Genomic DNA, 21148 nt, shown 5'->3' on the forward strand with positions numbered 1-21148 from the left:
AGGCTCAAGAATTGAAATCCATAACACCCGTCTGACCGGGGGCGATGCCGATCTGATCGGCTGAGGCGAACCCCTTCGGCTTGAACATCAGATGAAACGTTGGCTAGGCTAACTCGGGGCCGCGAGAACGTGCGCGGCCGCTGCGATCCGATGCAGTCGTCGGCGCAGATCGATGAGACCCGAGACGAAAAGAGCAGCCATCGTGTCCACCCAGATGTTGCGCGGCGCGAGCTTCGCAGCCCTTGCCCTGACCGCTGCGTTCACGCTGTCGGCGTGCGCCCCCGGCGCGGAGGCGAACGAGGAGCAGGCCGCGCCGGCCGAGACCACGGTGACCATCACCGACAACCACGGCGAGGTCGAGGTCCCCGTGAACCCCGAGCGCGTCGTCGCGCTCGACAACCACGTGTTCGAGACCCTCGATGAGTGGGACGTTCCACTGGTCGCGGCTCCGAAGGGCATCATGGGCACCGCGTGGCCCGACTACACGGACGACGCCGAGGTGGCAGACGTCGGGACGCATCGCGAGCCGGACCTCGAAGCCATCGTCGCCGCTCAGCCCGACCTCATCATCGGCGGCTACCGCTTCTCCGAGTCGTACGACACGATCGTCGAGCAGAATCCCGACGCAGCCGTCATCGAGATCGCACCGCGCGACGGTGAGGACCCGATGGAGGAGCTCAAGCGCGAGACCGAGATTCTCGGGCAGATCTTCGATCGAGAGGACGAGGCCGCAGAGATCACGTCCGAGCTCGACCAGTCGATCGCCGATGCGAAGCAGGCCTACAACGGCACCGACTCCGTGATCGGGCTCATCACCTCGGGGGGAAAGATCGAGTTCGCCGCTCCCGTCACCGGCCGCAGCGTGGGGCCCGTGTTCTCGGCTCTCGGCCTGAAGCCCGCGATCGAGCAGCAGGCGGAGGACACGTCGCACGGCGACGACATCAGCGTCGAGGCGATCGCAGCGGCGAACCCCGACTGGATCGTCGTGCTGGATCGCGATGCGTCATTCGCCGAACCAGAACCGGGAGCTGTGCCGGCGGATGAGCTGATCGCCGGCTCTGAAGCGCTGCAGGGTGTGACGGCCGTCGAGCAGGATCAGATCGTGTACCTCGACTCCGACTTCTACCTGACGGAAGACATCCAGGCGTACACCGAGCTGTACGAACAACTGCAGGAGGCGTTCGCGGGCGCATGAGCGTGACGCAGCAGGCTGCGCCAGCAGCCAGGGACGGGGCCCGCACCGATGGTGCGGGCCCCGCTCGCCGTTCGCGCTGGAAGGGCTCCCTCGCGCTGGTCCTCGCGATCCTCATCGTCACGGGCCTGCTCGTCGCGTCGCTGCTCATCGGGGCGTACGACATCGCGGGCGGTGAGCGCGGCGGCGAGATGTTCTGGATCACCCGAGTGCCGCGCACCCTGGCTCTGGTGCTGGCCGGTGCGGCTCTGGCGACCAGCGGTCTCGTGATGCAGATGCTCACGCAGAACCGCTTCGTCGACGCGACGACCTCCGGCACCACCGAATGGGCGGCGCTCGGACTCCTGCTCACGGTGCTGATCGCGCCCCAGGTTGGCCTCGTCGGCCGGATGATGATCGCCAGCCTCTCGGCGTTCGTCGGCACGCTCGTCTTCATGGCGATCCTGCGTCGCATCGTCATTCGCACGACGCTGGTGGTGCCGCTGATCGGGATCATGCTCGGCGCCGTGGTGAGCGCACTGACGACATTCCTCGCTGCGCAGTTCAACCTCCTGCAGATGATCGGCACCTGGTTCATGGGCAGTTTCACGGCGGTGGTGCGCGGACGGTATGAGGTGCTCTGGATCGTCGCCATCGTCACGCTGCTGGTCTTCGTCCTCGCCGACCGCATCACCGTCGCCGGCCTCGGCAAAGATGTCGCGACGAGCGTCGGCGTGCGCTATGAAGTGGTGCTGGTCGCCGGCACGGCGCTCGTCGCGGTGGCGGCGGGAGTGACGACGGTGGTCGTCGGGTTCCTGCCGTTCCTCGGCCTCGTGGTGCCCAACGTCGTCGCCATGATCCGCGGCGATCACGTGCGCAGCAACCTGCCATGGGTGTGCCTCGGCGGCATCGCACTCGTGACCGTATGCGATTTAATCGGGCGCACCGTGCGCATGCCGTTCGAGGTGCCCGTCTCCATGGTGCTCGGCATCGTCGGATCGGCGGCCTTCATCACGATTCTGCTGAGGCAGCGCAATGCGTAGCGTGGTGGGGGAGCCGCGGCTCGCAGGGTTGCCGCGCGGCAGCCGTTCACGGCGCGCATGGGTCGCCGAGCACCGCGCGGTGCTCCTGGTCGGTGCGACGGCGGCCGCGCTCGCCATCGCGATCCTGGTCTACGGCAATCCGGCGGCCCCCGGATCGGACGGGTTCTGGATCATCGTGCGCTCCCGGCTCACGTCGCTCGGAACCATCGCGCTCGTCTCGGTGTGCCAGGCGGTCGCGACCGTGCTCTTCCACACGGCGACGGCGAATCGGATCCTCTCCCCCTCGATCCTCGGGTTCGACGCGCTGTACGTGCTGTCGCAGACGGCGCTCATGTTCGTCTTCGGCATGGCGGCGGTCGGCATGGAGGGGATCCCGAAGATCATCGCGCAGAGCCTCCTCATGATCGCGTTCGCGACGGTGCTCTACGGGTGGTTGTTCTCGGGGAAGCGGGCGAACCTCCACCTGCTGCTGCTCGTCGGCGTGGTGCTCGGCATCGGATTCGGCTCACTGTCGACGTTCATGCAGCGCCTGCTGACTCCCAGTGAATTCGACGTGCTCAGCGCGCGCCTCTTCGGCAGCATCGGCAAGGGAAACCCCGATTACCTTCCGATCGCCGGCGCAATCGTCGCCGTGCTGCTGGTGATCATCTGGCGGAGGCGCCGCCTCCTCGACGTCGTCGCGCTCGGCCGCGATGTGGCGACCGGGCTCGGGGTCGCGTACCGCAAGGAGGTCGTGCTGATCCTCGTGACCGTCGCGGTGCTGATATCGATATCGGCGACGATGGTGGGGCCGATGACGTTCTTCGGGTTCCTCGTGGCGACGATCGCGTACCAGTTCACCCGGGAGGATCGGCATGCCGAAACGCTCCCGCTCGCCATCGGTGTGGCGCTCGTCACGCTGCTGGGCGCCACCTTCGTGCTGAAGCACGTGTTCGCCGCCGCGGGGCTGGTGACCGTGATCATCGAGTTCGCCGGCGGTCTCCTGTTCCTCGCGATCCTGTTGAGAAAGGGGCTCAGATGATGAGCCGTCCCACTCTTCGCCGACCGAGAGGAGACCGCGCATGATCGCCCTCACGGGGGTCGAGAAGCACTACGCCGGGCACCGCGTGCTCGGCCCCATCGATCTCACCATCGAACGCGGCGGAGTCACGGCGCTGATCGGACCGAACGGGGCCGGGAAGTCGACCATGCTCACGATCATCGGGCGACTGCTCGACGCCGACTCCGGCAGGGTGACGATCGGCGACCTCGACGTGCGCGCTGCGAAACCGCGCGAACTCGCGCGCGCGGTGTCGATTCTGCGCCAGGAGAACCACTTCATGTCGCGCCTCACCGTGCGGCAACTCGTCACCTTCGGGCGCTTCCCGCACTCCGCGGGACGACTCACCGAAGCCGACGCGCACGCCATCACCTCCGCCATCGAATTTCTCGATCTCACGGCCATGGAGCATCGCTTCATCGACGAGCTCTCCGGCGGGCAGCGACAGCGGGCGTTCGTCGCGATGGTGCTCGCCCAGGACACGGACTACGTGCTGCTCGACGAGCCGCTCACGGGGCTCGACATGCGCCACGCCGTCTCGATGATGGCGCAGGTGCGAGCCGCGGCCGATGCGCTGGGCAAGACCGTCGTGCTCGTCATCCACGATGTCAACTTCGCCGCGGCATACGCCGATCGGATCGTGGCGCTCGCCGAGGGCCGCGTGGTCGCGTCAGGTACGCCCGACGAGATCTTCACCCCGGAGGTGCTGCAGCGCGTCTTCGACACTCCCGTCGAGGTCGTCGAGCACGGCGGGGGGCGTATCGCGGTGTACTACCGCCCGTAGAGCTCGGACGCTGGGCGTGACGTCCCGGACGCGACCCGACGCGAGAGCGCGCGCCCCCCGCCCAGCGCGGTCAGGAGCGTTCGGCAGACTCCAGACCGAAGAGCGCGGAGAGCGCTTCGGAAGCCTCCGATGCTCGCCCCTCCCGGCCGAGCGACCGGATGCGCGTGGTGGGGGCGTGCAGCAGGCGGCCGGTGAGGCGCCGCAGCGCCGCCTCGACATCGGCGGCAGTCGCATCATCCTCGTCGTCTCCGGCGCGACGGGCGCGGCACAACTCGTCTTCCAAGATCGCGTTCACATGACCGCGCAGCGCGAGCAGTACCGGCAGGGTGTCGCGCTCCGCCTGAGATGCGCCGAACTCGACCGCAGCATCGTGGACGATCTCGAGGGCCTCGTGCTCGGTGCCGAGCTCGGTCACCGGAGCGTGCCGTGCGACAGTTTCGAGATCGAGCAGTTCGATGCCGTCGATGCGGGTGACGGCCGGGTCGATATTGCGAGGCATGCCGAGGTCGATGAGGAGGCGCGGCGAGACCGGCCTCGAGATCCCAGCCGTCGCCGTCGCGCCCGGTCCCAGGGGCGCGAAATCGGCCTCGGTGAGCAGTGGCTCCTCGGTTCGGCTGCACGCGATGATCACATCAGTGGCGTCGAGCGCGCTGCGCAGCTCCGCGGGATCGACGGGGGTGAGGTCGTGGCGCTCGGCGTACGCTGCCGCCCGGCCGGAGGGGGAGTGCACGCTGATGCGTTCGGCGCCCCGTGATCGCAGCGCCGCGATCGTCGCGCCGGCGTACGCGCCCGTGCCGATGAGCAGCACGCGGGCGTCCTGCCAGACGGGCACCCGGCTCTCCGCGAGCCGGAGGGCGAGACGCACGAGCGAGCGCCCCTGGGAGTGGATCTCCGTGCGGTGCTTGACGGTGCGCGACGTGCGCGTGGCCGTCTGGAAGAGGCGTTCGAGGTGATGCGTCACCGTGCCGCGCTCGCGAGCGTCGACGTGGGCGCGGCGCACCTGCCCGGCGATCTCCTCCTCGCCGACGACCGCTGATTTGAGACCGGACGCAACGGCGAAGAGATGCTCGGCGGCCCGGTGATCCAACTCGACATCGACCGCCATGGAGAGCGATGACACCGGCACGCCGGCGACCTGCGAGATCAGTTCGACCATCGCCTCGCTCGTGTCCCGCCCGGCCTGCGCGTACACCTCGAAGCGGTTGCAGGTCGACAGCACCACGACGCCGTCGAGGTCATTCGACGCGGTCAGCGCCTCGGTGATCTCCGGGGTGCGCGCAGTGAGGCGCTCCAGCAGAGGGAAGGAGCACCCGCGGTGATCGAAGGAGAGGCACAGCAGCATAGATAATCGATACGTTTTCTGATCAGGGATTCGTGGTTGTTTCGCGCGGCATTTCGCTCGAATCTGAACACATCAGATGTGACACATCAGATCTATAAGCTAGCATCTCGACCGATGAACTTCCTCCCAGCTTCGCACCCGCTCGTCGACGGCCGAACGGGCGACGCGCCATTGATCCGAGCCCTGAGGGGCGACCGACCCGAGTCTACGCCGGTCTGGTTCATGCGCCAGGCCGGTCGCTCGCTGCCCGAGTACCGCGCCATCCGCGCCGACCACCGCATGCTCGATGCGTGCCTCACCCCTGAGCTGGCCAGCGAGATCACGCTGCAGCCCGTGCGTCGGCACGGCGTCGACGCCGCGGTGTTCTTCAGTGACATCGTCGTGCCGATGAAGCTGGTCGGGGTGGACGTCGATCTCGTCGCCGGCCGGGGGCCCGTGTTCGCGAATCCGGTGCGCACCGCGGCTGACGTCGCACGGGTGCGCGAGGAGTTCACCCCCGAGCGGCTGCGGGCGGCGCTCGACCCGGTGCGCGACGCGGTGCGTCTGACCGCCGAGGCGCTCGGCAGCACACCGCTCATCGGCTTCACGGGCGCACCGTTCACCCTGGCCGCGTACCTCGTCGAAGGCGGGCCCTCGCGCGACCACCTGCGGGCCCGCACCCTCATGCACGCCGACCCCGAGACCTGGGCGTCGTTGCTCGACTGGGTCGCCGACCTCTGCGGCGTGTTCCTCGAAGCGCAGGTCGAGGCGGGCGCGAGCGCCGTGCAGCTGTTCGATTCGTGGGCCGGATCGCTGTCGCCTGCCGACTACCGCGATCGAGTCGCCCCCGCCTCTCGGCGCACGCTCGAGCCCGTGCGCCGGCTCGGTTACGCAGCGGGTGAGGGGTACGCGGCCGCGGCGCGCGCCGTCCCGATCATCCACTTCGCCGTCGGTTCCGGCCACTTGCTCGAAGAGCTGGCCGAGGTCGGCGTGGACGCGCTCGGCGTCGACTGGCGCACGCCGCTCGACGAGGCGAACCGCAGGCTCGGCGGCGCTTTCCCGTTGCAGGGCAATATCGATCCCGCGTATCTCGGTGCTGCGACCGACGTGCTCGAAGCCCACGTCTCCGACGTGCTGCGCCGGGGCCGCAGTGCGCCCGCCCACGTGCTGAATCTCGGTCACGGGGTTCCGCCGGAGACCGACCCCGATGTGCTCACCCGCATCGTCTCGTTCGCCCATGGAGCCTGACTCTCCCCGACCGCGCATCGCCGTCGTCGGCGGTGGCGTCTCCGGCTTGGCTGCGGCGCGCGAGCTCGCCGTAGCGGGCGCCGACGTGGTCGTGATCGAAGGCTCCGAGCGGCTCGGCGGCCGCATCCGGGGCGCCGCGCTCGCCGGAACGACGATCGACATCGGCGCCGAGTCGTTCGCGACCCGCGGAGGCACCGTTGCCGAGCTGATCGACCAACTCGGTCTGTCCGACCAGGTCGTGCGGCCCGCGCCGCTCGGCTCCTGGGTGATCGACGGTGCGCGGTCCATCCCGCTGCCGGCCGCCGGGACCCTCGGGATCCCCGCCCAGCCGCTCTCCCGCGCCACCGTTCGCGCGCTGGGGATGCAGGGCGCACTGCGGGCAGCCGTGGAGCCGCTGCTGCCCCGAAGCGTCGGGAGCGAGGCCGGATCGCTCGCCGAGCTCGTGCGCGCGCGGCTCGGATCACGCGCCCTGCATCGCCTCGTACGGCCCGTTGCGCTCGGCGTGTACTCGGCCGACCCTGAGCGCCTCGGTGTGGCCACCGTGCCGGGGCTCGCCGCGGCCTACGCGAAGCGGGGAACGCTCATCGCCGCCGCTCGTGAACTGCGAGACGGCCAGGCAGCGGCGGGCGGAGCGGTCGCGGGCCTGCGCGGCGGGATGACGCAGCTGATCGACGGGCTCGAAGCCGACGTGCGGCGTCGCGGCGTCGCCGTGCTCCGAGGAACGAAGGCGCGGAGGATCGAGGCGCGCGAGACCGCTGCAGCGGGTGCCGGCACGTGGCTCGTGCTCGGCGATGACGATGCCGTGCTCGCAGCGGCCGACCGTGTCGTGCTCGCGGTGCCGGAGAACGTGGCTCGACGGCTCGTCGGCGAGACGGGTGCCGCAGGTCAGGCGACCGACCGCATCGAAGTCGTCGCGCTGGCCATCGATGATCCGAGGCTCGACCGTGCGCCGCGCGGCACCGGTGCGCTCGTCGCGCGGGACGCCGTCGGGGCCGGTGCGCGCCGCGAGAGCGGAGCGGCTCCGATCCTCGCGAAGGCGCTCACGCACGTCACCGCGAAGTGGCCCGAGCGTGCGCGCGAAGCAGGACCCGGACGTCACATCGTGCGCCTCTCGTACGGCCGGGCCGGCTCGGCACCGGAGACCGTCGGGCTCGATGATGCGGAGGTGCGTGGGATCGCCCGGTACGACGCCTCACGCATTCTCGGCGTTGATCTCCGCGCCGACACCGTCGTCGACCTCGTGCGGTGCACGTGGCGCATGGGCCGCCCCCCGGGATCGCGCGACGCTCGCCCGTTCACCGCTCCCGCCGGCGTGACGCTCGCCGGTGACTGGGTCAGCGGCACCGGCCTCGCGGCGATCGTGCAGGGGGCCCGCACCGCGGCAGCCGCCGCCCTCGCCGCCTCCCACTGACGAATCGAATCGAAAGACCTCTGAAATGAACGCATCGCTTCCCTCCCCGTCCGGCCGAGTCTTCCGGTCAGACGCGCCGCTCGCGCCCGCTCCCGGGCTGCTGCGCGTCGGAACGCGGGGAAGTGCCCTCGCCGTGTCGCAGACCACGATGGTCGCCGAGCAGATGGCGACGGCGACCGGCCTCGATGTCGCCCTGGTGATCATCACGACGCACGGCGATGTCACGCGCGCACCGCTCTCGCAGCTCGGCGGCACCGGCGTCTTCGTGAGCGCGCTCCGAGACGCCCTCCTCGCCGGTGAGTGCGACCTCGCCGTGCACTCGCTCAAAGACCTTCCGACCGGGGCGTGCGCGGGCATCTCGCTCGGCGCCGTTCCCGTTCGCGCCGATGCGCGCGACGCCCTGTGCGCGCGCGACGGTCTCACCCTCGCCGACCTGCCGGTCGGCGCGCGGGTCGGCACCGGTTCGCCGCGCCGCGCCGCGCAGATCCGCGCCCGCCGCTCCGACATCGACGTGCACGACCTGCGCGGCAACGTCGACACCCGACTCGGCCGCGTGGGGGTCGACCTTGACGCCGTCGTGCTGGCAGCAGCGGGACTCGATCGCCTCGGCCGCGCCGCCGCCATCACCGAACGGTTCCCCCTCACCGACGTTCCGGCAGCCCCCGGACAAGGTGCGCTGGCGATCGAGGTGCGCGCGGCCGACGCGACGACCGAGCCGTACATCGCTGCCCTCTCGGCTGTCGACGACGCCGAGGCCCGGGCGACGGCGCTCGCCGAGCGGTCCTTGCTCGCAACGCTCGAGGCCGGCTGCGCCGCACCGATCGGGGCGTGCGCCGAAGTGACGGGCGACGAGCTGCGGCTGCGCGCTGTCGTGTATCGCGTCGACGGATCGGAGCAGTTGACCGCCGAGGCCTCGCTTCCGTGGAGCACGACCGCGCCGGACTCCGGGGTGCCGGTGCCTGAGGTGCCGGCCGAACTCGGGCGTCGGGTCGCGGCCGAGTTGCTCGCGGCAGGAGCGGCCGATCTCGCGCCGCTCGGGGGCCGTGCATGACCGACGCCGACCGCGCCGACCGCGCCGACCGCGCCGACCGCGCCGGGCTCGCCGGCGTCCGGGTGCTCATCACCCGCGGCGGCGCCGCGGGTGAGCGCGACGCTGCAGAGGTTCGGGGCCTGGGCGGGGAGCCGCTGCTCGCCCCGCTCACCGACATCGCACCCCCTGCAGACTCCGGTCCGCTCCGCGATGCCGCGGCCGCATGGAATCGCGGCGACTACGACTGGCTGCTGATGACGAGCGCGAATGCTGCCGACGCATTCGCTGCCGCGGGGTCCCGTGCCCTGCAGAGCGACACCCCTGCCGCGTCGTCGGCCCGCATCGCGGCCGTCGGCCCGGCCACGGCTGACGCGCTCCGGGCGCACGGCCTCGACCCCGATCTCGTGCCTCCTGCCGACTACTCGGCCGTCGGTCTCGCAGCCGCGCTGCTCGAACTCCCGCTCGACGGCTCCCTGCGGTTCCTCCTCCCCGTCTCGGAGCTCGCCGATCGCACGTTGGAGACGGCGCTCCAGGGCGCGGGCCATCGCGTCGATCGCGTGACGGCCTATCGCACGCTGCCGGCCTCCCGGGATACCGCGATCGAGGAGCGCGTCGCCAGAGGTGAGATCGACGTGATCCTCGTGCTCAGCGGGTCGGGAGCGCACGAGGTCGCCCGGCGCTTCGCCCCGCTGCCCCCGGGCGTGCGCCTCGCAGCGATCGGCGCCCCATCAGCGCGCGCGCTCGCCGAGCACGGACTGGTCGCCGATATCGTCGCCGAACCGCACACCGTCTCGAATCTGCTCGATCGCGTCGCGCTCACATCGTTCCCGAGTACCTCCGGAGGTAGCCCAGCATGATCCCCACCGTTCGCCCCCGCCGGCTCCGCACCAGCCGAGCGATGCGCCGTCTCACCGCAGAAACCCGTCTCCATGCCGCTGACTTGGTACTGCCGCTCTTCGTCCGCGAGGGCATCGCCGAGCCGCAGGCCATCTCCTCGATGCCCGGGGTCCACCAGCACACTCTCGACTCCCTGCGCCGAGCCGTTGCCGACGCGGCGGAGGCCGGGGTCGGTGGAGTCATGCTGTTCGGCGTGCCAGAGGTGCGCGACGCGGTCGGCAGCGCGGCCGACGACCCCGATGGTATTCTGAACGTCGCGACGCGCGCGGTCGCCGAAGAAGTGGGCGACGCCCTCGTCGTGCAGACCGACCTCTGCCTGGACGAGTTCACCGACCACGGCCACTGCGGGGTGCTGCGCGTCACATCGAGCGACAGCGACCAGATCGTCGTCGACAACGACGCGACGCTCGAGCGCTACCGGGACATGGCGCTCGCTCAGGCGGCCGCCGGGTCGGCTCTGCTCGGGCTCTCGGGCATGATGGACGGGCAGGTCGCCTCCGTCCGCGACGCCCTCGACGCGAACGGCTTCTCGGACACGGCGATCCTCGCCTACTCCGCCAAGTACGCGTCCGCCTTCTACGGACCGTTCCGCGAAGCGGTCGACTCGCAGCTCGTGGGCGACCGGCGCACCTACCAGCAGGATCCCGCCAACCGCCGCGAGGGGCTGCGCGAGGCCGAGCTCGATCTCGCAGAGGGCGCTGACATCGTCATGGTGAAGCCCGCGATGAGCTACCTCGACGTGCTCGCCGACGTCGCGGCCGTGAGCCCGGTGCCCGTGTGGGCCTACCAAGTGTCGGGGGAGGCTGCGATGATCGAGGCGGCCGCGGCGAACGGCTGGATCGATCGCGAGCGCGCCATCGAGGAGGCGGTGGTGAGCATCAAGCGCGCCGGCGCCGACACGGTGCTCACGTACTTCGCCACCGAGCTCGCTCGTCGCATCTGACACCGCCCGCTGGCCTTCGCCCGAGTCTCCCGAGCCCGCCCGCCGATGCTGAGCTCGCCCCACCGCACCCGAATCGCAGGATGGAACCCATGAACGCACACCTGATTCCCCACCCAGATGCCTCCGGCAGCGCCGCCCTCTCCGAGCGTGCCGCTCGCGTGATTCCCGGCGGGGTGAACTCGCCGGTGCGCGCCTACGGGTCGGTCGGGGGCACGCCGCGATTCCTCGTATCCGGCTCTGGCCCCTACGTCACCGATGTGGACGGCAACGAGTACGTCGACCTCGTGGCCTCCTGGGGGCCGGCGCTTCTCGGGCACGCGCACCCCGCGGTCGTCGACGCCGTGCAGCAGGCTGCCGCACGCGGCCTCGGGTTCGGTGCTTCGGTTCCTCAGGAGGCCGAGCTCGCGGAAGAGATCATCTCCCGGATGCCCGTGATCGAGCGCGTGCGCCTCGTCTCGACGGGAACCGAAGCGACGATGACGGCGATCCGCATCGCCCGCGGTGCCACCCAGCGTCCGCTCATCATCAAATTCGCCGGGCACTACCACGGGCACTCCGACGGACTGCTCGCGGAGGCGGGCTCCGGGCTCGCGACTCTCGCGATGCCGGGGTCGGCCGGCGTCACAGCCGAGACCGCCGGGCAGACGCTCGTGCTGCCCTACAACGATCTGACCGCGCTCGAGGCGGCTTTCGCCGAGCACGGGGATCGCATCGCTGCGATCATCGCCGAGTCCGCCGCAGCCAATATGGGCGTACTGCCGCCGATGCCGGGGTTCACCGAGGCGATGATCCGGCTCGCGCACGCCCACGGCGCACTGGTGATCCTCGACGAGGTGCTCACCGGGTTCCGCGCCGGACCATCGGGGTTCTGGGGCATCGAGCAGGATCGCGTCGCCGCCGGCGTCGCACCCGACCTCCTGACCTTCGGCAAAGTCGTCGGCGGCGGGCTTCCCCTCGCCGCGCTCGGAGGGCGCGCCGACCTCATGGAGCTGCTCGCGCCGCTCGGACCGGTGTATCAGGCGGGCACGCTCTCGGGCAATCCTCTGGCCGTCGCGGCCGGCCTCACCACGCTCCGCCATGCCGACGCCGACGCCTACGCTCGGCTCTCGCACGCCGCGGACGTGCTCACCGGAGCCGTGACCGCGGCTCTCGAGGAGGCTGGGGTGCCGCATCGCGTCCAACGCGCAGGCACCCTGTTCAGCGTGCTCTTCGGCGACTTCCCGTCGGCGCCGCGCGGTTACGCCGAGGTGCAGCGCCAGCACGTCGGCGCGCATCGTGCGTTCTTCCACGCGATGCTCGAGCGCGGGGTGAACCTGCCGCCGAGCGCGTTCGAGGCGTGGTTCGTGACCGCGGCGCATGATGACGTCGCTCTCGCCCGCATCATCGAGGCTCTCCCCGACGCGGCGCGCGCAGCAGCCGGAGCCTCGGGAGCAGACGCGCGCTGAGCCGTGCTCGTCTGGCGCCCAGCCGTGCGCTGAGCCGTGCTCGTCCGGCGCGACCGGCGCCGAGCGCACACCCCCGTGGAGAGGAGTAGGCTTCCGGGGTGCAAGAAACGATCACGATCCGGCGCGTGAGCCCCGACGAGTACGCCTCGGTGGGCGCGATGGTGCGGGCGGCCTACGAGGGCGACTACACGCTGAACGACGAATACCTCGCTGAAATCGAGGACGTCGCCGGGCGCGACCAGATCTCCGAGGTGCTCGTCGCCGTCGACCGTGCGAGCGGTGAGCTGCTCGGCTCGATCACGGTCCCCCTCCCGGGCGAGCGGCTGATCGAAGACACCGAGGAGAACGAGTTCGACGTGCGTCTGCTCGGCGTCTCGCCAGCCGCTCGCGGGCGAGGCGTCGGCAGAGCCATCATGCGGTATGCAGCAGATCTGGCGCGGACGCGAGGGCTCGACCGGGTCGTGCTGCACACCGGTGAGCAGATGGTCGCGGCCCAGCGCCTCTACGAGCGCCTCGGATTCGTGCAGATTCCTGAGCGCGAGTTCACCATCGAACGCGAGATCGGCCCGTTGCGCATCCTGTCGTACGGCCTCGACGTCGGCCACTCGGACGAGTCGCCGTCGAGCGGCCCGATCGGGGTCGTTCTCGGGGCACCGCGAGGGCAGCGATAGCCCGGATCTCGACCCCCATCGCGGGGTGAGGCCGAGTCGCGCTCAGGCCGCGCGAGCCACCAGCGCTTCGACGGCGCTCTCGAAGAAGCGCAGACCATCGATGCCGGATCGCATCGCTTCCGGCGTATCCGGCCCGAAACCCGCTTCGACGGCGTGCTCGGGGTGCGGCATGAGGCCGACCACGTTGCCCCGCTCGTTCGAGAGCCCGGCGATGTCGTTGAGCGACCCGTTGGGGTTCACGCCCGCGTAGCGGAAGGCGACGAGACCTTCGCCCTCGAGGTACTTGAGCGTCTCGTCGTTCGCGATGTATCCGCCGTCGCCGTTCTTCAACGGGATGACGATCTCCTCGCCCGGCTGGAAGCGATGCGTCCACGCCGTATCAGCGTTCTCCACGATCAGCTTCTGATCGCGGCGGATGAACTGCTGGTGGGCGTTGCGAATGAGCCCCCCGGGCAGCAGGTGCGACTCGACGAGCACCTGGAAGCCGTTGCAGATTCCGAGCACGGGGAGGCCACGGTTCGCGGCGGCGACGACCTCGGTCATGATCGGCGAGACCGCGGCGATCGCGCCGGGGCGCAGGTAATCGCCGTAGCTGAAGCCGCCCGGAAGCACGATCGCCTCGACATCCTGCAGATCGTGATCGGCGTGCCAGAGCGCGACGGGTTCGCCGTCGGCGCGGCGGATCGCGCGCTGCGCGTCACGGTCGTCGAGGGAACCGGGGAAGGTCACGACCCCGATCCGCGGCATCAGCGAGCCTCGCCCGCGAGCGCGTCGGCGGCGGGTGCGTCGGCAGCGGGTGCGTCGGCGGAGACCTGCACGCCGTCGACACTGATCGCGACGACGTCTTCGATCACCCCGTTCGACAGGATGTCGTCTGCGACCTGGCGCACCTCGGCGAGCACGGCGTCGGTCACCTCGCCGGCGACCTGGAACTCGAACCGCTTTCCGATGCGCACGTTCTCGAACTTCTCGTGGCCGAGACGAGCGAGCGCCCCCGTGGTGGCCTTACCCTGCGGGTCGAGCAGCTCGGCCTTGGGCATGACATCAACGACAATCGTGGGCACCCGGGATCTCCATTTCTCGTGGTGAAGCTACTGCATATTCTCGCACGGATCACGCTCAGCCCCGCGCGGAAGGCGGTACGAGGCGCAGGGCCCCGATCTGCTCAGACCGCGACGGGCGCGAAGGGGGGTTCGCCGCCGGTGAGCCGCACGTACAGTTCGCGGTAGCGGTCATAGGTCTTCGCGACGATCTCAGCGGGCAGTGCGGGTGGCGCGCCTGTCTGGTCCCAGTGCTCCGACAGCCAGTTGCGCACGATCTGCTTGTCGAACGAGGCGAGGCGATCCTGCCGGGAACGCGCCGTGTCGTGATACGCGGAGGCGTCCCAGTACCGCGACGAGTCGCTGGTGAGTACTTCATCGGCGAGCACGAGTGATCCCGTGAGCGGATCGCGGCCGAACTCGAACTTCGTATCGGCGAGCACCACGCCGCGCCCGGCAGCGAGATCGCGTGCTGCGGTGAAGATCTGCAGCGAGGCATCGCGCAGGGCGGCCGCGGCCTCCGGCCCGACGAGCTCGACGCTGCGCTCGAACGTGATGTTCTCGTCGTGCTCCCCGAGCGGCGCCTTGTAGGCGGGTGTGAAGATCGGGCGGTCGAGCAGATCGCCGTCGTCGAGGCCGCTGGGCAGTTCGATGCCGCACACCGCTCCGGTGCGCTGGTACTCGGCGAACCCCGACCCGGTGAGAGCTCCGCGCACGACGCACTCGATCGGGTACATCTCGAGCCTGCGGGTGAGCATCGCGCGGTCGGCGACTTCCGCCGGCACCGCCGGGGCGTCGGATTCTTCGGCGACGAGATGGTTCGGGAGATCGATGCGCGCGAACCACCAGTTCGACAGCGCTGTGAGCAGGGCCCCCTTCCCGGGGATCGGCGGCTCGAGAACGTGGTCGAACGCGCTCACGCGGTTGCTCGCGACGACGAGGAGGTGCGCATCCGAGCCGTCTGCGGCGGTGTACAGGTCGCGCACCTTGCCGGAATAGATGTGGCGCCAACCGGCGAGCTGGGTGGGGGCGGGAAGAAGGGTCACCCGTTCATTCTCGCACTGCGCGAATGGCTCATGGTGTCGTGGGGTGCGGGACGGCAGGATGCCTGCCCACGACCCCCATTTCCGCAGCAATACCACGACAGGCACCCGATTGGAACCTGGATGTCAGGGGGTGCGGTTACGCTCTGTAGAGAGACGGAAACTCGCGCGTGCGCTGAGCTTCCGGTTGCCGGTCGGAATGACCGGCGCGAGCGAGATGAGGAGAACTATGATCCCGCTGGGGCCCGTGGTGGCGCGAAGTCGAGTGGGCGTCGCGCGAGCTGCTGCCTGGACGTTTCTCGCAGAGCAGCATCGCCGCTCGGAGTGGTGGCCCGAGCTGCAGCTCGAGCCTCATGTGGGTGGCACCGTCGCCGAGCGGTGGTCCGAGGGCGAGGGCGACGCCGCTGTCAGCCGCGACGCCTCCGGCACCGTCGACGTCTGGGTCGAGGGCCACGCCGTCGGCTTCACCTGGCGCGAAGCAGGCGACGAGCGAGACACCGCCGTGCTCATCACCCTGCGCACGCAGGGGGTCGACACGGGCATCACGGTGACCGAGACGGGGTTCGACGCGCTGCCTGCGGCGAGCGAGCGGGCGGCAGCCTCCCAGGAGGGGTGGCAGGTGCTGCTGAACGATCTGGTGACGGCGCTCGAAGCCGCCCAGGCGGCCGGTGCATTCGGTGAGCGGGAGACGCCCGCGGCCGGTGCGGGCGAGCTCGAGGTCGTCGAGCCCGAGGTCGTCGGTGAGATCGATGAGGCTGCCGAGCCCGTCGATCAGGTGGACGCCGCCGACGAGATCGAGCTCGAAGCCGAGCCGACGGTGGGCGACCACCCCGAGCTCGAGACCGGCCCAGTGGCCGTGGTCGCTGGAGCAGGCGACGCAGCATCCGGCGCGCCACTCGATCTCGACGAGACGATTCAGATCGACCGCGCGCAGCTCGACGCCGCGCTGGCCCAGCCCGGGGAGTCTGTCGGCGATGCGGGGGAGATCCCCGCGAACGAGGGAGACGCATCGGCGGAGCAGCGCCGCGCTGAGCGGCCCGACGAGCCCGACTTCGACACCCTGATCCGCGGCAACTGACGCGGCTCGCAGAACGGGCCCGAGATCGACGATCCCGGGCCCGTTCGTGCTCGCACGCGCCGCGGCGCCGGTCTCGGGCGTGGGCCCAGGATGCGGAGCGCCGCCGATCGCCGGCGTCAGACCACGCGGGCCGCGATGTCCGTGCGCGACTGACCACCTGCGAGGGCGATTCGCGAAACGCCCGCGTACGCCCGATCGCGGGCCTCGGCGAAGTCCGCGCCGCGCGCGACGACGCCGAGCACCCGTCCACCCGTCGCGATCCACCCGCCGTCATCGGTTCGCGCGGTCGCCGCGTGCACGACGTGCACGCCCTCGAGAGCTGCAGCCTCTTCGATGCCGGTGATCGAGCGACCGGTCACCACGTCGCCCGGGTAGCCCTCGCTCGCGACGACGACGATGACCGCTGGGTCGGGAGAGAACACCGGCTCCGGCTCAGCAGCCAGCGCACCGTTCGCAGCTGCCAGCAGATACCGGCTGAGCGGCGACTCGAGTCGGGCGAGCACGACCTGGGTCTCCGGGTCGCCGAAGCGCGCGTTGAACTCGATCACCCGCACACCCTGCTGCGTGACGATGAGCCCGCAGTACAGCAGCCCGACGAACGGGGTTCCCTCGGACTCGAGCTGTCGGACGGTCGGCAGTGCGACCGTCCGAGTGATCTCCGCGACGAAGTCATCTGCGACCCAGGGGAGCGGAGAGTAGGCGCCCATACCGCCCGTGTTCGGCCCCGCGTCACCGTCGAAGATGCGCTTGTAGTCCTGCGCCGGGCTGAGCGGCAGCACGTCGTGGCCGTCGGCGAAGAAGAAGAGCGACACCTCCTGCCCGTCGAGGAACTCCTCGATGAGCACCTCTCCGCGGGGCGCCCAGGTCTCGACATGCGCCAGTGCCGCATCCCGGTCCTCGGTCACGAGCACGCCCTTGCCGGCGGCGAGCCCGTCGGCCTTCACCACGTACGGAGCGCCGTACTCGTCGAGCACCGCCCCGGCCTCCACGGTCGACGTCACGCGCGACGCACGACCCGTTGGCACCTGCGCCTCGTCCATCACCCGTTTGGCGAACGCCTTCGAGCCTTCGAGTTGCGCAGCGGCCCGGTCGGGCCCGAATACCGGAACCCCTGCGGCGCGCAGCGGATCCGCCACTCCGGCGACGAGCGGCGCCTCAGGGCCGATCACCACGAGATCGAATCCGCGATCCTGCACGAAGGAGGCGACGGCCCGGGGATCGCTGTACTCCAGCTCCGGGGTTTCGACACCGCTCGCAGAGATGCCGGCGTTCCCGGGCGCGCAGACGATCTCGTGATCGGCGCCCTCGGCGAGGAGAGCGAGGACGATGGCGTGTTCGCGGGCACCCGGGCCCAGGACGAGGATCTTCACGCCGTCCAGACTACCGAAGCGCGGATAGGCTTGACCCGTGGCCAAGCGGAGGATTTCCATCGATGACGGGCGCGCGGCGCTCGCCGCAGTGCGGGCGGGCAGCACGGCGCGCAACGAGGTGGCGACCGCCGTGCGCTACCTCCTCGAGGAGCTCGCCGAGCGTGCGCCGGGGAACACCGTCGAGGTGCGCGTGCCGCCCTACGGGGCGACGCAGTGCGTGAGCGGCCCGCGGCACACCCGCGGCACCCCGCCGAACGTCATCGAGACCGACGCGCAGACCTGGATCGCGCTCGCGTGCGGGGAACTCGACTGGAGCACCGCGGTCGGCGATGCACGGGTGGTCGCATCGGGATCGCGGGCGGCGCTCGTCGGCCTGCTCCCGCTCGTGCGCGAGCACCCAGTCGAAGCTGAGACACTAGAGATATGAGTCAGTCCGATCTTCCGACGGGTCTCCCAGAGCAGGAGCCAGCCGACGCTGCACCAGCGGGGAGCGCGCCCGCACCGCAATCCTCCGACGCGCCGCTGGGCACCGACCCCGGCGAGCGGGAGCCCGTCGTCGAGGTCACGGAGCGGGAGGTGACGCTCGAGCGCTCGGTGCGCGTCGGTCGCATCGTGATCGGCGGCATCATCGCCGGTGCGGTCATCGCGATGATCGCGTGCCTGTTCTTCCCGATCGAAGAGGGCGCCGAGTACACGCTCGGCCAGGTCGTCGGGTTCATGGCGCTCATCGGCGCCGCGATCGGAGCCTGTCTGGGTGGGGTCGTCGCCCTGCTGCTCGGCCTCGCCGTGCGGCGTCAGCGAGGCACCGGTATCGCCATTCAGTCCGACGTGCGATAATCCACTCAACTACGATTCGGAGACTCAGCCATGCTCGGAAACCTCACAGGCGTGCACCTCATTGCCATCCTCTTCATCATCCTCCTGATGTTCGGCGCTCCGAAGCTTCCGGCGCTCGCTCGGAGCCTCGGCCAGTCCATGAAGATCCTCCGCAAGGAGGTCGGCGGCGACGCTGAAACGCCAGTGGAGGCGCAGCCCTCCAACACCAAGACGGACGCCTCGTAAGCGTCTCGCCGCAACGATCGGAGCCTGTTTTCCATGATCGGTAATCTCTCGGGACCGACGTTGATCGTCATCCTCTTCATCGTGCTGCTGCTGTTCGGCGCACCGAAGCTTCCCGCGCTGGCGAAGAGCCTCGGGCAGTCGATGAAGATCCTCCGCAAGGAAGTCAGCTCGGATCGCGACGGCGCAGCGGGCGACGCTGCTCCCGCAGAACCGACATCGCCGGCCGTGCCGAAGAGCCCGGTCGATCCGGAGCGCCAGGCAACGCCGCCGGCCGCGCCCGCCGTGCCGCAGAGCCCCGCGAACGCGGCCGGCACCGCTGAGCCGACCGCTTCACCCGCGGTCCCGCAGAGCCCCGCTCACGATCCCGAGCAGCCCGTGACTCCGCAGGCGCCGCCGGCCGTGCCGCAGAGCCCCGTGGACCCGGAAGAACCGAAGCGCTGAACGCCCGCTGAAGCGCGAAGCACCCCCTGCCCGCGATCGCGGACAGGGGGTGCTTCATGTGTGCGGGACGCGCCGCTCCGTCACATCGCGGGGAGTTCGGTGAACGCCGACGCCTGCGCCGCCTGGCTCGCGGTCGCGCGCTCGTTCAAATCCCGGCACCACGCGGGGTACACGCGGAAGCCGCGCTTGCCGGGGCGGCGCGCTGTCGCCGTCACGCCGAGCCCGCGCAGATGCTCTGCAGTGAAGCGGAAGACGCCGCGGCGCTCCCCATCGGCGACGAAGACGAGCAGGCCGCGCGCCGGGTCGTCCATCGGCAGCGGAACCGTGTTGCCAGCCGCGTCTCGCGACCAGACGGCGACGAACGCGCCTGGCTTCTTCGGGGTGTTCCGCGCGGTGCGAATGTGCCAGCGCTCGTCATCGATGACGGCGAGCCCCGATTCGTAATCACTGTTCTGCTCTTCCGGCACGACCGAGCGCACGCAGTCGGCAGAACCGAATGCGTGCGCGACGTACTGCTCGAACGCGGTGAACGCCATGATGCGGGAGCGGGCCGAGGTCTGCGGATCCTCAGCTCTCCTGCGTCGCCTCGACCCAGGCGAGGTACTCCTCGTCGACGCTGCCCGTGATGTACTCGCCGGTGAAGCAGCTCTGCTCGAGCTCGGTCACGCGATCCTGCCCCGCGAGAATGGCCCGATTCATGCCCTCGACGCTCATGTAGACGAGGTGATCGGCGTTCAGCTCGGCGGCGATCTCGGCGGGCGTGCGACCGTGAGCGATCAGCTCGCCCCGCGACGGCATGTTGATGCCGTAGACGTGCGGGAAGATCACGGGGGGCGCCGCCGAAGCGAAGATGACCGACTTGGCGCCAGCGGCGCGAGCCATCTCGACGATCTCGCGCGACGTGGTGCCGCGCACGATCGAGTCGTCGACGAGCAGCACATTCTTGCCGGCGAACTCCGAACTCATGGCATTGAGCTTCTGACGCACGCTGCGCTTGCGCACCGCCTGACCGGGCATGATGAACGTGCGGCCGATGTAGTGGTTCTTGAAGAAGCCCTCGCGATAGGGAACGCCCAGCCGCTGCGCGAGCTGCATCGCACTCGGTCGGCCGGAGTCGGGGATCGGCATGACGACATCGATCTCGACGCCCGGCAGTTCAGCCTGCACCTGCTCGGCGAGCACGTCGCCTAGGCGCAGACGCGCCTCGTACACCGAGATGCCGCTGAGCACGGAGTCTGGGCGGGCGAGGTAGATGTACTCGAAAGCGCAGGGAACGAGCTTCGTCTGGGTGGCGCACTGCTGCGACTTCATGGTGCCGTCTGGGGAGATGAGGATCGCCTCTCCCGGTTCGACATCGCGCACGCGCTCGTAGCCGCCCGATTCGAGCACCAGCGACTCAGAGGCGACGACCCACTCGTCGTTGCCGTTCGCGCCGGTGCGGCGCCCGAGCACGAGCGGACGAATGCCGAACGGGTCGCGGAACGCGAGGAGCCCGTACCCTGCGATGAGCGCGATCGCCGCGTACGAGCCCTCGACGCGCTCGTGCACGCGCGAGACGGCCGCGAAGACCTGCTCGGCGTCGAGCGAGAGCCCGCTGATCGTCGACTGCAGCTCATTCGCCAGCACGTTGAGCAGCAGCTCGGTGTCGGAGTGCGTATTGAGGTGACGGCGGTCCACGTTGTAGAGATCAGCCGTGAGCTCGCGGGTGTTCGTGAGGTTGCCGTTGTGCACGAGGATGATGCCGTAGGGGGCGCCGACGTAGAACGGCTGCGCCTCGTCCTCGGCGGCCGCCGAACCGCGCGTCGCGTAACGCACGTGGCCGAGACCGACGTTGCCCGTGAGGCTGCGCATATCGCGGGTGCGGTAGGCCTCGCGCACCTGGCCCTTGGCCTTCACCATGTGGAAGAAATCGCCGTCGAGCGTGGCGATGCCCGTCGAATCCTGCCCGCGGTGCTGCAGCAGCAGGAGGCTGTCGTAGATCTGCTGGTTGACGGGTTCGGGCGAAACGATACCGACGATGCCGCACATGCTGTAGTGAATGCTCCCTGCGAAGTGGGTGGTGCGTCGAGTCGAGGTGACGCACCGCCTAGTCTCCCACACGCAGCCGGGCG

General features: G+C 70.1%; 23 protein-coding genes. 16 read left to right on the top strand and 7 right to left on the bottom strand.

Annotated features, from left to right (window positions below):
- Nucleotides 1-202: 202 nt before the first annotated feature.
- From JE033_RS13730 to JE033_RS13745, 4 genes are read left to right on the top strand one after another with little or no spacing between them, the layout of a single operon-like run.
- The gene (locus tag JE033_RS13730) at nt 203-1195 is read left to right on the top strand and encodes an ABC transporter substrate-binding protein (RefSeq protein ID WP_200332341.1); all 993 of its coding nucleotides are present in this window, start codon (nt 203-205) and stop codon (nt 1193-1195) included.
- Complete coding sequence (locus tag JE033_RS13735) at nt 1192-2214, top strand: ABC transporter permease (RefSeq protein ID WP_200332343.1); 1023 nt, start codon at nt 1192-1194, stop codon at nt 2212-2214. Before JE033_RS13730 ends, JE033_RS13735 begins: the two co-directional genes overlap by 4 nt.
- On the top strand, nt 2207-3235 hold the full coding sequence (locus JE033_RS13740; RefSeq protein WP_200332345.1) for an iron chelate uptake ABC transporter family permease subunit: 1029 nt from the start codon (nt 2207-2209) through the stop codon (nt 3233-3235). The genes JE033_RS13735 and JE033_RS13740 overlap by 8 nt, the downstream gene beginning before the upstream one ends.
- Before the next feature lie 40 nt (nt 3236-3275).
- Complete coding sequence (locus JE033_RS13745; RefSeq protein ID WP_200332347.1) at nt 3276-4037, top strand: ABC transporter ATP-binding protein; 762 nt, start codon at nt 3276-3278, stop codon at nt 4035-4037.
- A 70-nt stretch (nt 4038-4107) separates the two neighbouring features.
- Here JE033_RS13745 and JE033_RS13750 read toward each other — a convergent pair whose 3' ends face one another.
- Nucleotides 4108-5379, bottom strand: coding sequence for a glutamyl-tRNA reductase (locus tag JE033_RS13750; RefSeq protein WP_200332349.1), 1272 nt, complete (start codon nt 5377-5379; stop codon nt 4108-4110).
- 114 nt (nt 5380-5493) lie between these two features.
- Between JE033_RS13750 and hemE the strand changes: the two genes are divergently transcribed.
- The 7 genes from hemE (at nt 5494) to JE033_RS13785 (ending at nt 13003) form a co-directional block, all read left to right on the top strand.
- The gene (hemE, locus tag JE033_RS13755; RefSeq protein WP_200332351.1) at nt 5494-6606 is read left to right on the top strand and encodes a uroporphyrinogen decarboxylase; all 1113 of its coding nucleotides are present in this window, start codon (nt 5494-5496) and stop codon (nt 6604-6606) included.
- Nucleotides 6596-8017, top strand: coding sequence for a protoporphyrinogen oxidase (gene hemG, locus JE033_RS13760; RefSeq protein WP_200332353.1), 1422 nt, complete (start codon nt 6596-6598; stop codon nt 8015-8017). Before hemE ends, hemG begins: the two co-directional genes overlap by 11 nt.
- A 25-nt stretch (nt 8018-8042) precedes the next feature.
- Complete coding sequence (hemC, locus tag JE033_RS13765; protein WP_090151921.1) at nt 8043-9068, top strand: hydroxymethylbilane synthase; 1026 nt, start codon at nt 8043-8045, stop codon at nt 9066-9068.
- Nucleotides 9065-9904: a uroporphyrinogen-III synthase gene (locus JE033_RS13770; RefSeq protein WP_200332355.1), complete on the top strand. Its 840-nt coding sequence runs from the start codon at nt 9065-9067 to the stop codon at nt 9902-9904. The genes hemC and JE033_RS13770 overlap by 4 nt, the downstream gene beginning before the upstream one ends.
- Nucleotides 9901-10887 carry a porphobilinogen synthase gene (hemB, locus tag JE033_RS13775; RefSeq protein WP_200332357.1) on the top strand — a complete coding sequence of 329 codons (987 nt, stop codon included), beginning with the start codon at nt 9901-9903 and terminating at the stop codon, nt 10885-10887. The genes JE033_RS13770 and hemB overlap by 4 nt, the downstream gene beginning before the upstream one ends.
- A gap of 89 nt (nt 10888-10976) precedes the next feature.
- Nucleotides 10977-12332: a glutamate-1-semialdehyde 2,1-aminomutase gene (locus JE033_RS13780; protein WP_200332359.1), complete on the top strand. Its 1356-nt coding sequence runs from the start codon at nt 10977-10979 to the stop codon at nt 12330-12332.
- A gap of 98 nt (nt 12333-12430) precedes the next feature.
- Nucleotides 12431-13003 carry a GNAT family N-acetyltransferase gene (locus tag JE033_RS13785; protein ID WP_200332361.1) on the top strand — a complete coding sequence of 191 codons (573 nt, stop codon included), beginning with the start codon at nt 12431-12433 and terminating at the stop codon, nt 13001-13003.
- Nucleotides 13004-13045: 42 nt separating this feature from the next.
- Here JE033_RS13785 and purQ read toward each other — a convergent pair whose 3' ends face one another.
- The 3 genes from purQ to JE033_RS13800 form a co-directional block, all read right to left on the bottom strand.
- Nucleotides 13046-13753, bottom strand: a complete 708-nt coding sequence (gene purQ / locus JE033_RS13790) for a phosphoribosylformylglycinamidine synthase subunit PurQ (RefSeq protein ID WP_090151905.1) — start codon at nt 13751-13753, stop codon at nt 13046-13048.
- A complete protein-coding gene (gene purS, locus JE033_RS13795; protein ID WP_200332363.1) occupies nt 13750-14067 on the bottom strand; it encodes a phosphoribosylformylglycinamidine synthase subunit PurS in 318 nt (105 codons plus the stop codon). Before purS ends, purQ begins: the two co-directional genes overlap by 4 nt.
- Before the next feature lie 101 nt (nt 14068-14168).
- Nucleotides 14169-15089: a phosphoribosylaminoimidazolesuccinocarboxamide synthase gene (locus JE033_RS13800; protein ID WP_200332365.1), complete on the bottom strand. Its 921-nt coding sequence runs from the start codon at nt 15087-15089 to the stop codon at nt 14169-14171.
- Between the two features lie 226 nt (nt 15090-15315).
- Here JE033_RS13800 and JE033_RS13805 point away from each other — a divergent pair, with 226 nt between their 5' ends.
- Complete coding sequence (locus tag JE033_RS13805; RefSeq protein WP_200332367.1) at nt 15316-16164, top strand: SRPBCC domain-containing protein; 849 nt, start codon at nt 15316-15318, stop codon at nt 16162-16164.
- Nucleotides 16165-16280: 116 nt separating this feature from the next.
- Here the strand turns inward: JE033_RS13805 and purD are convergent, their stop codons facing one another.
- The gene (gene purD, locus JE033_RS13810) at nt 16281-17534 is read right to left on the bottom strand and encodes a phosphoribosylamine--glycine ligase (protein ID WP_200332369.1); all 1254 of its coding nucleotides are present in this window, start codon (nt 17532-17534) and stop codon (nt 16281-16283) included.
- A 37-nt stretch (nt 17535-17571) separates the two neighbouring features.
- On the opposite strand from purD, the gene JE033_RS13815 reads away from it, so the two are divergent.
- From JE033_RS13815 to JE033_RS14970, 4 genes are read left to right on the top strand one after another with little or no spacing between them, the layout of a single operon-like run.
- Nucleotides 17572-17961 carry a sterol carrier family protein gene (locus tag JE033_RS13815; protein ID WP_200332371.1) on the top strand — a complete coding sequence of 130 codons (390 nt, stop codon included), beginning with the start codon at nt 17572-17574 and terminating at the stop codon, nt 17959-17961.
- Nucleotides 17958-18371, top strand: a complete 414-nt coding sequence (locus JE033_RS13820; protein WP_200332373.1) for a hypothetical protein — start codon at nt 17958-17960, stop codon at nt 18369-18371. The genes JE033_RS13815 and JE033_RS13820 overlap by 4 nt, the downstream gene beginning before the upstream one ends.
- Nucleotides 18372-18422: 51 nt before the next feature.
- On the top strand, nt 18423-18596 hold the full coding sequence (locus tag JE033_RS13825) for a twin-arginine translocase TatA/TatE family subunit (RefSeq protein WP_370567978.1): 174 nt from the start codon (nt 18423-18425) through the stop codon (nt 18594-18596).
- 33 nt (nt 18597-18629) lie between these two features.
- A complete protein-coding gene (locus JE033_RS14970) occupies nt 18630-19037 on the top strand; it encodes a twin-arginine translocase TatA/TatE family subunit (protein WP_200332375.1) in 408 nt (135 codons plus the stop codon).
- Between the two features lie 80 nt (nt 19038-19117).
- Here the strand turns inward: JE033_RS14970 and JE033_RS13835 are convergent, their stop codons facing one another.
- Both JE033_RS13835 and purF read right to left on the bottom strand, forming a co-directional pair.
- Nucleotides 19118-19573, bottom strand: a complete 456-nt coding sequence (locus JE033_RS13835) for a MepB family protein (RefSeq protein ID WP_090151885.1) — start codon at nt 19571-19573, stop codon at nt 19118-19120.
- 31 nt (nt 19574-19604) lie between these two features.
- Entirely contained in the window at nt 19605-21065 is a 1461-nt protein-coding gene (gene purF, locus JE033_RS13840; RefSeq protein ID WP_200332377.1) for an amidophosphoribosyltransferase, read from the bottom strand.
- Nucleotides 21066-21148 lie beyond the last annotated feature (83 nt).

Origin of the sequence: Leucobacter sp. L43, from assembly GCF_016597785.1 — a bacterium.
Taxonomy (GTDB): domain Bacteria; phylum Actinomycetota; class Actinomycetes; order Actinomycetales; family Microbacteriaceae; genus Leucobacter; species Leucobacter alluvii.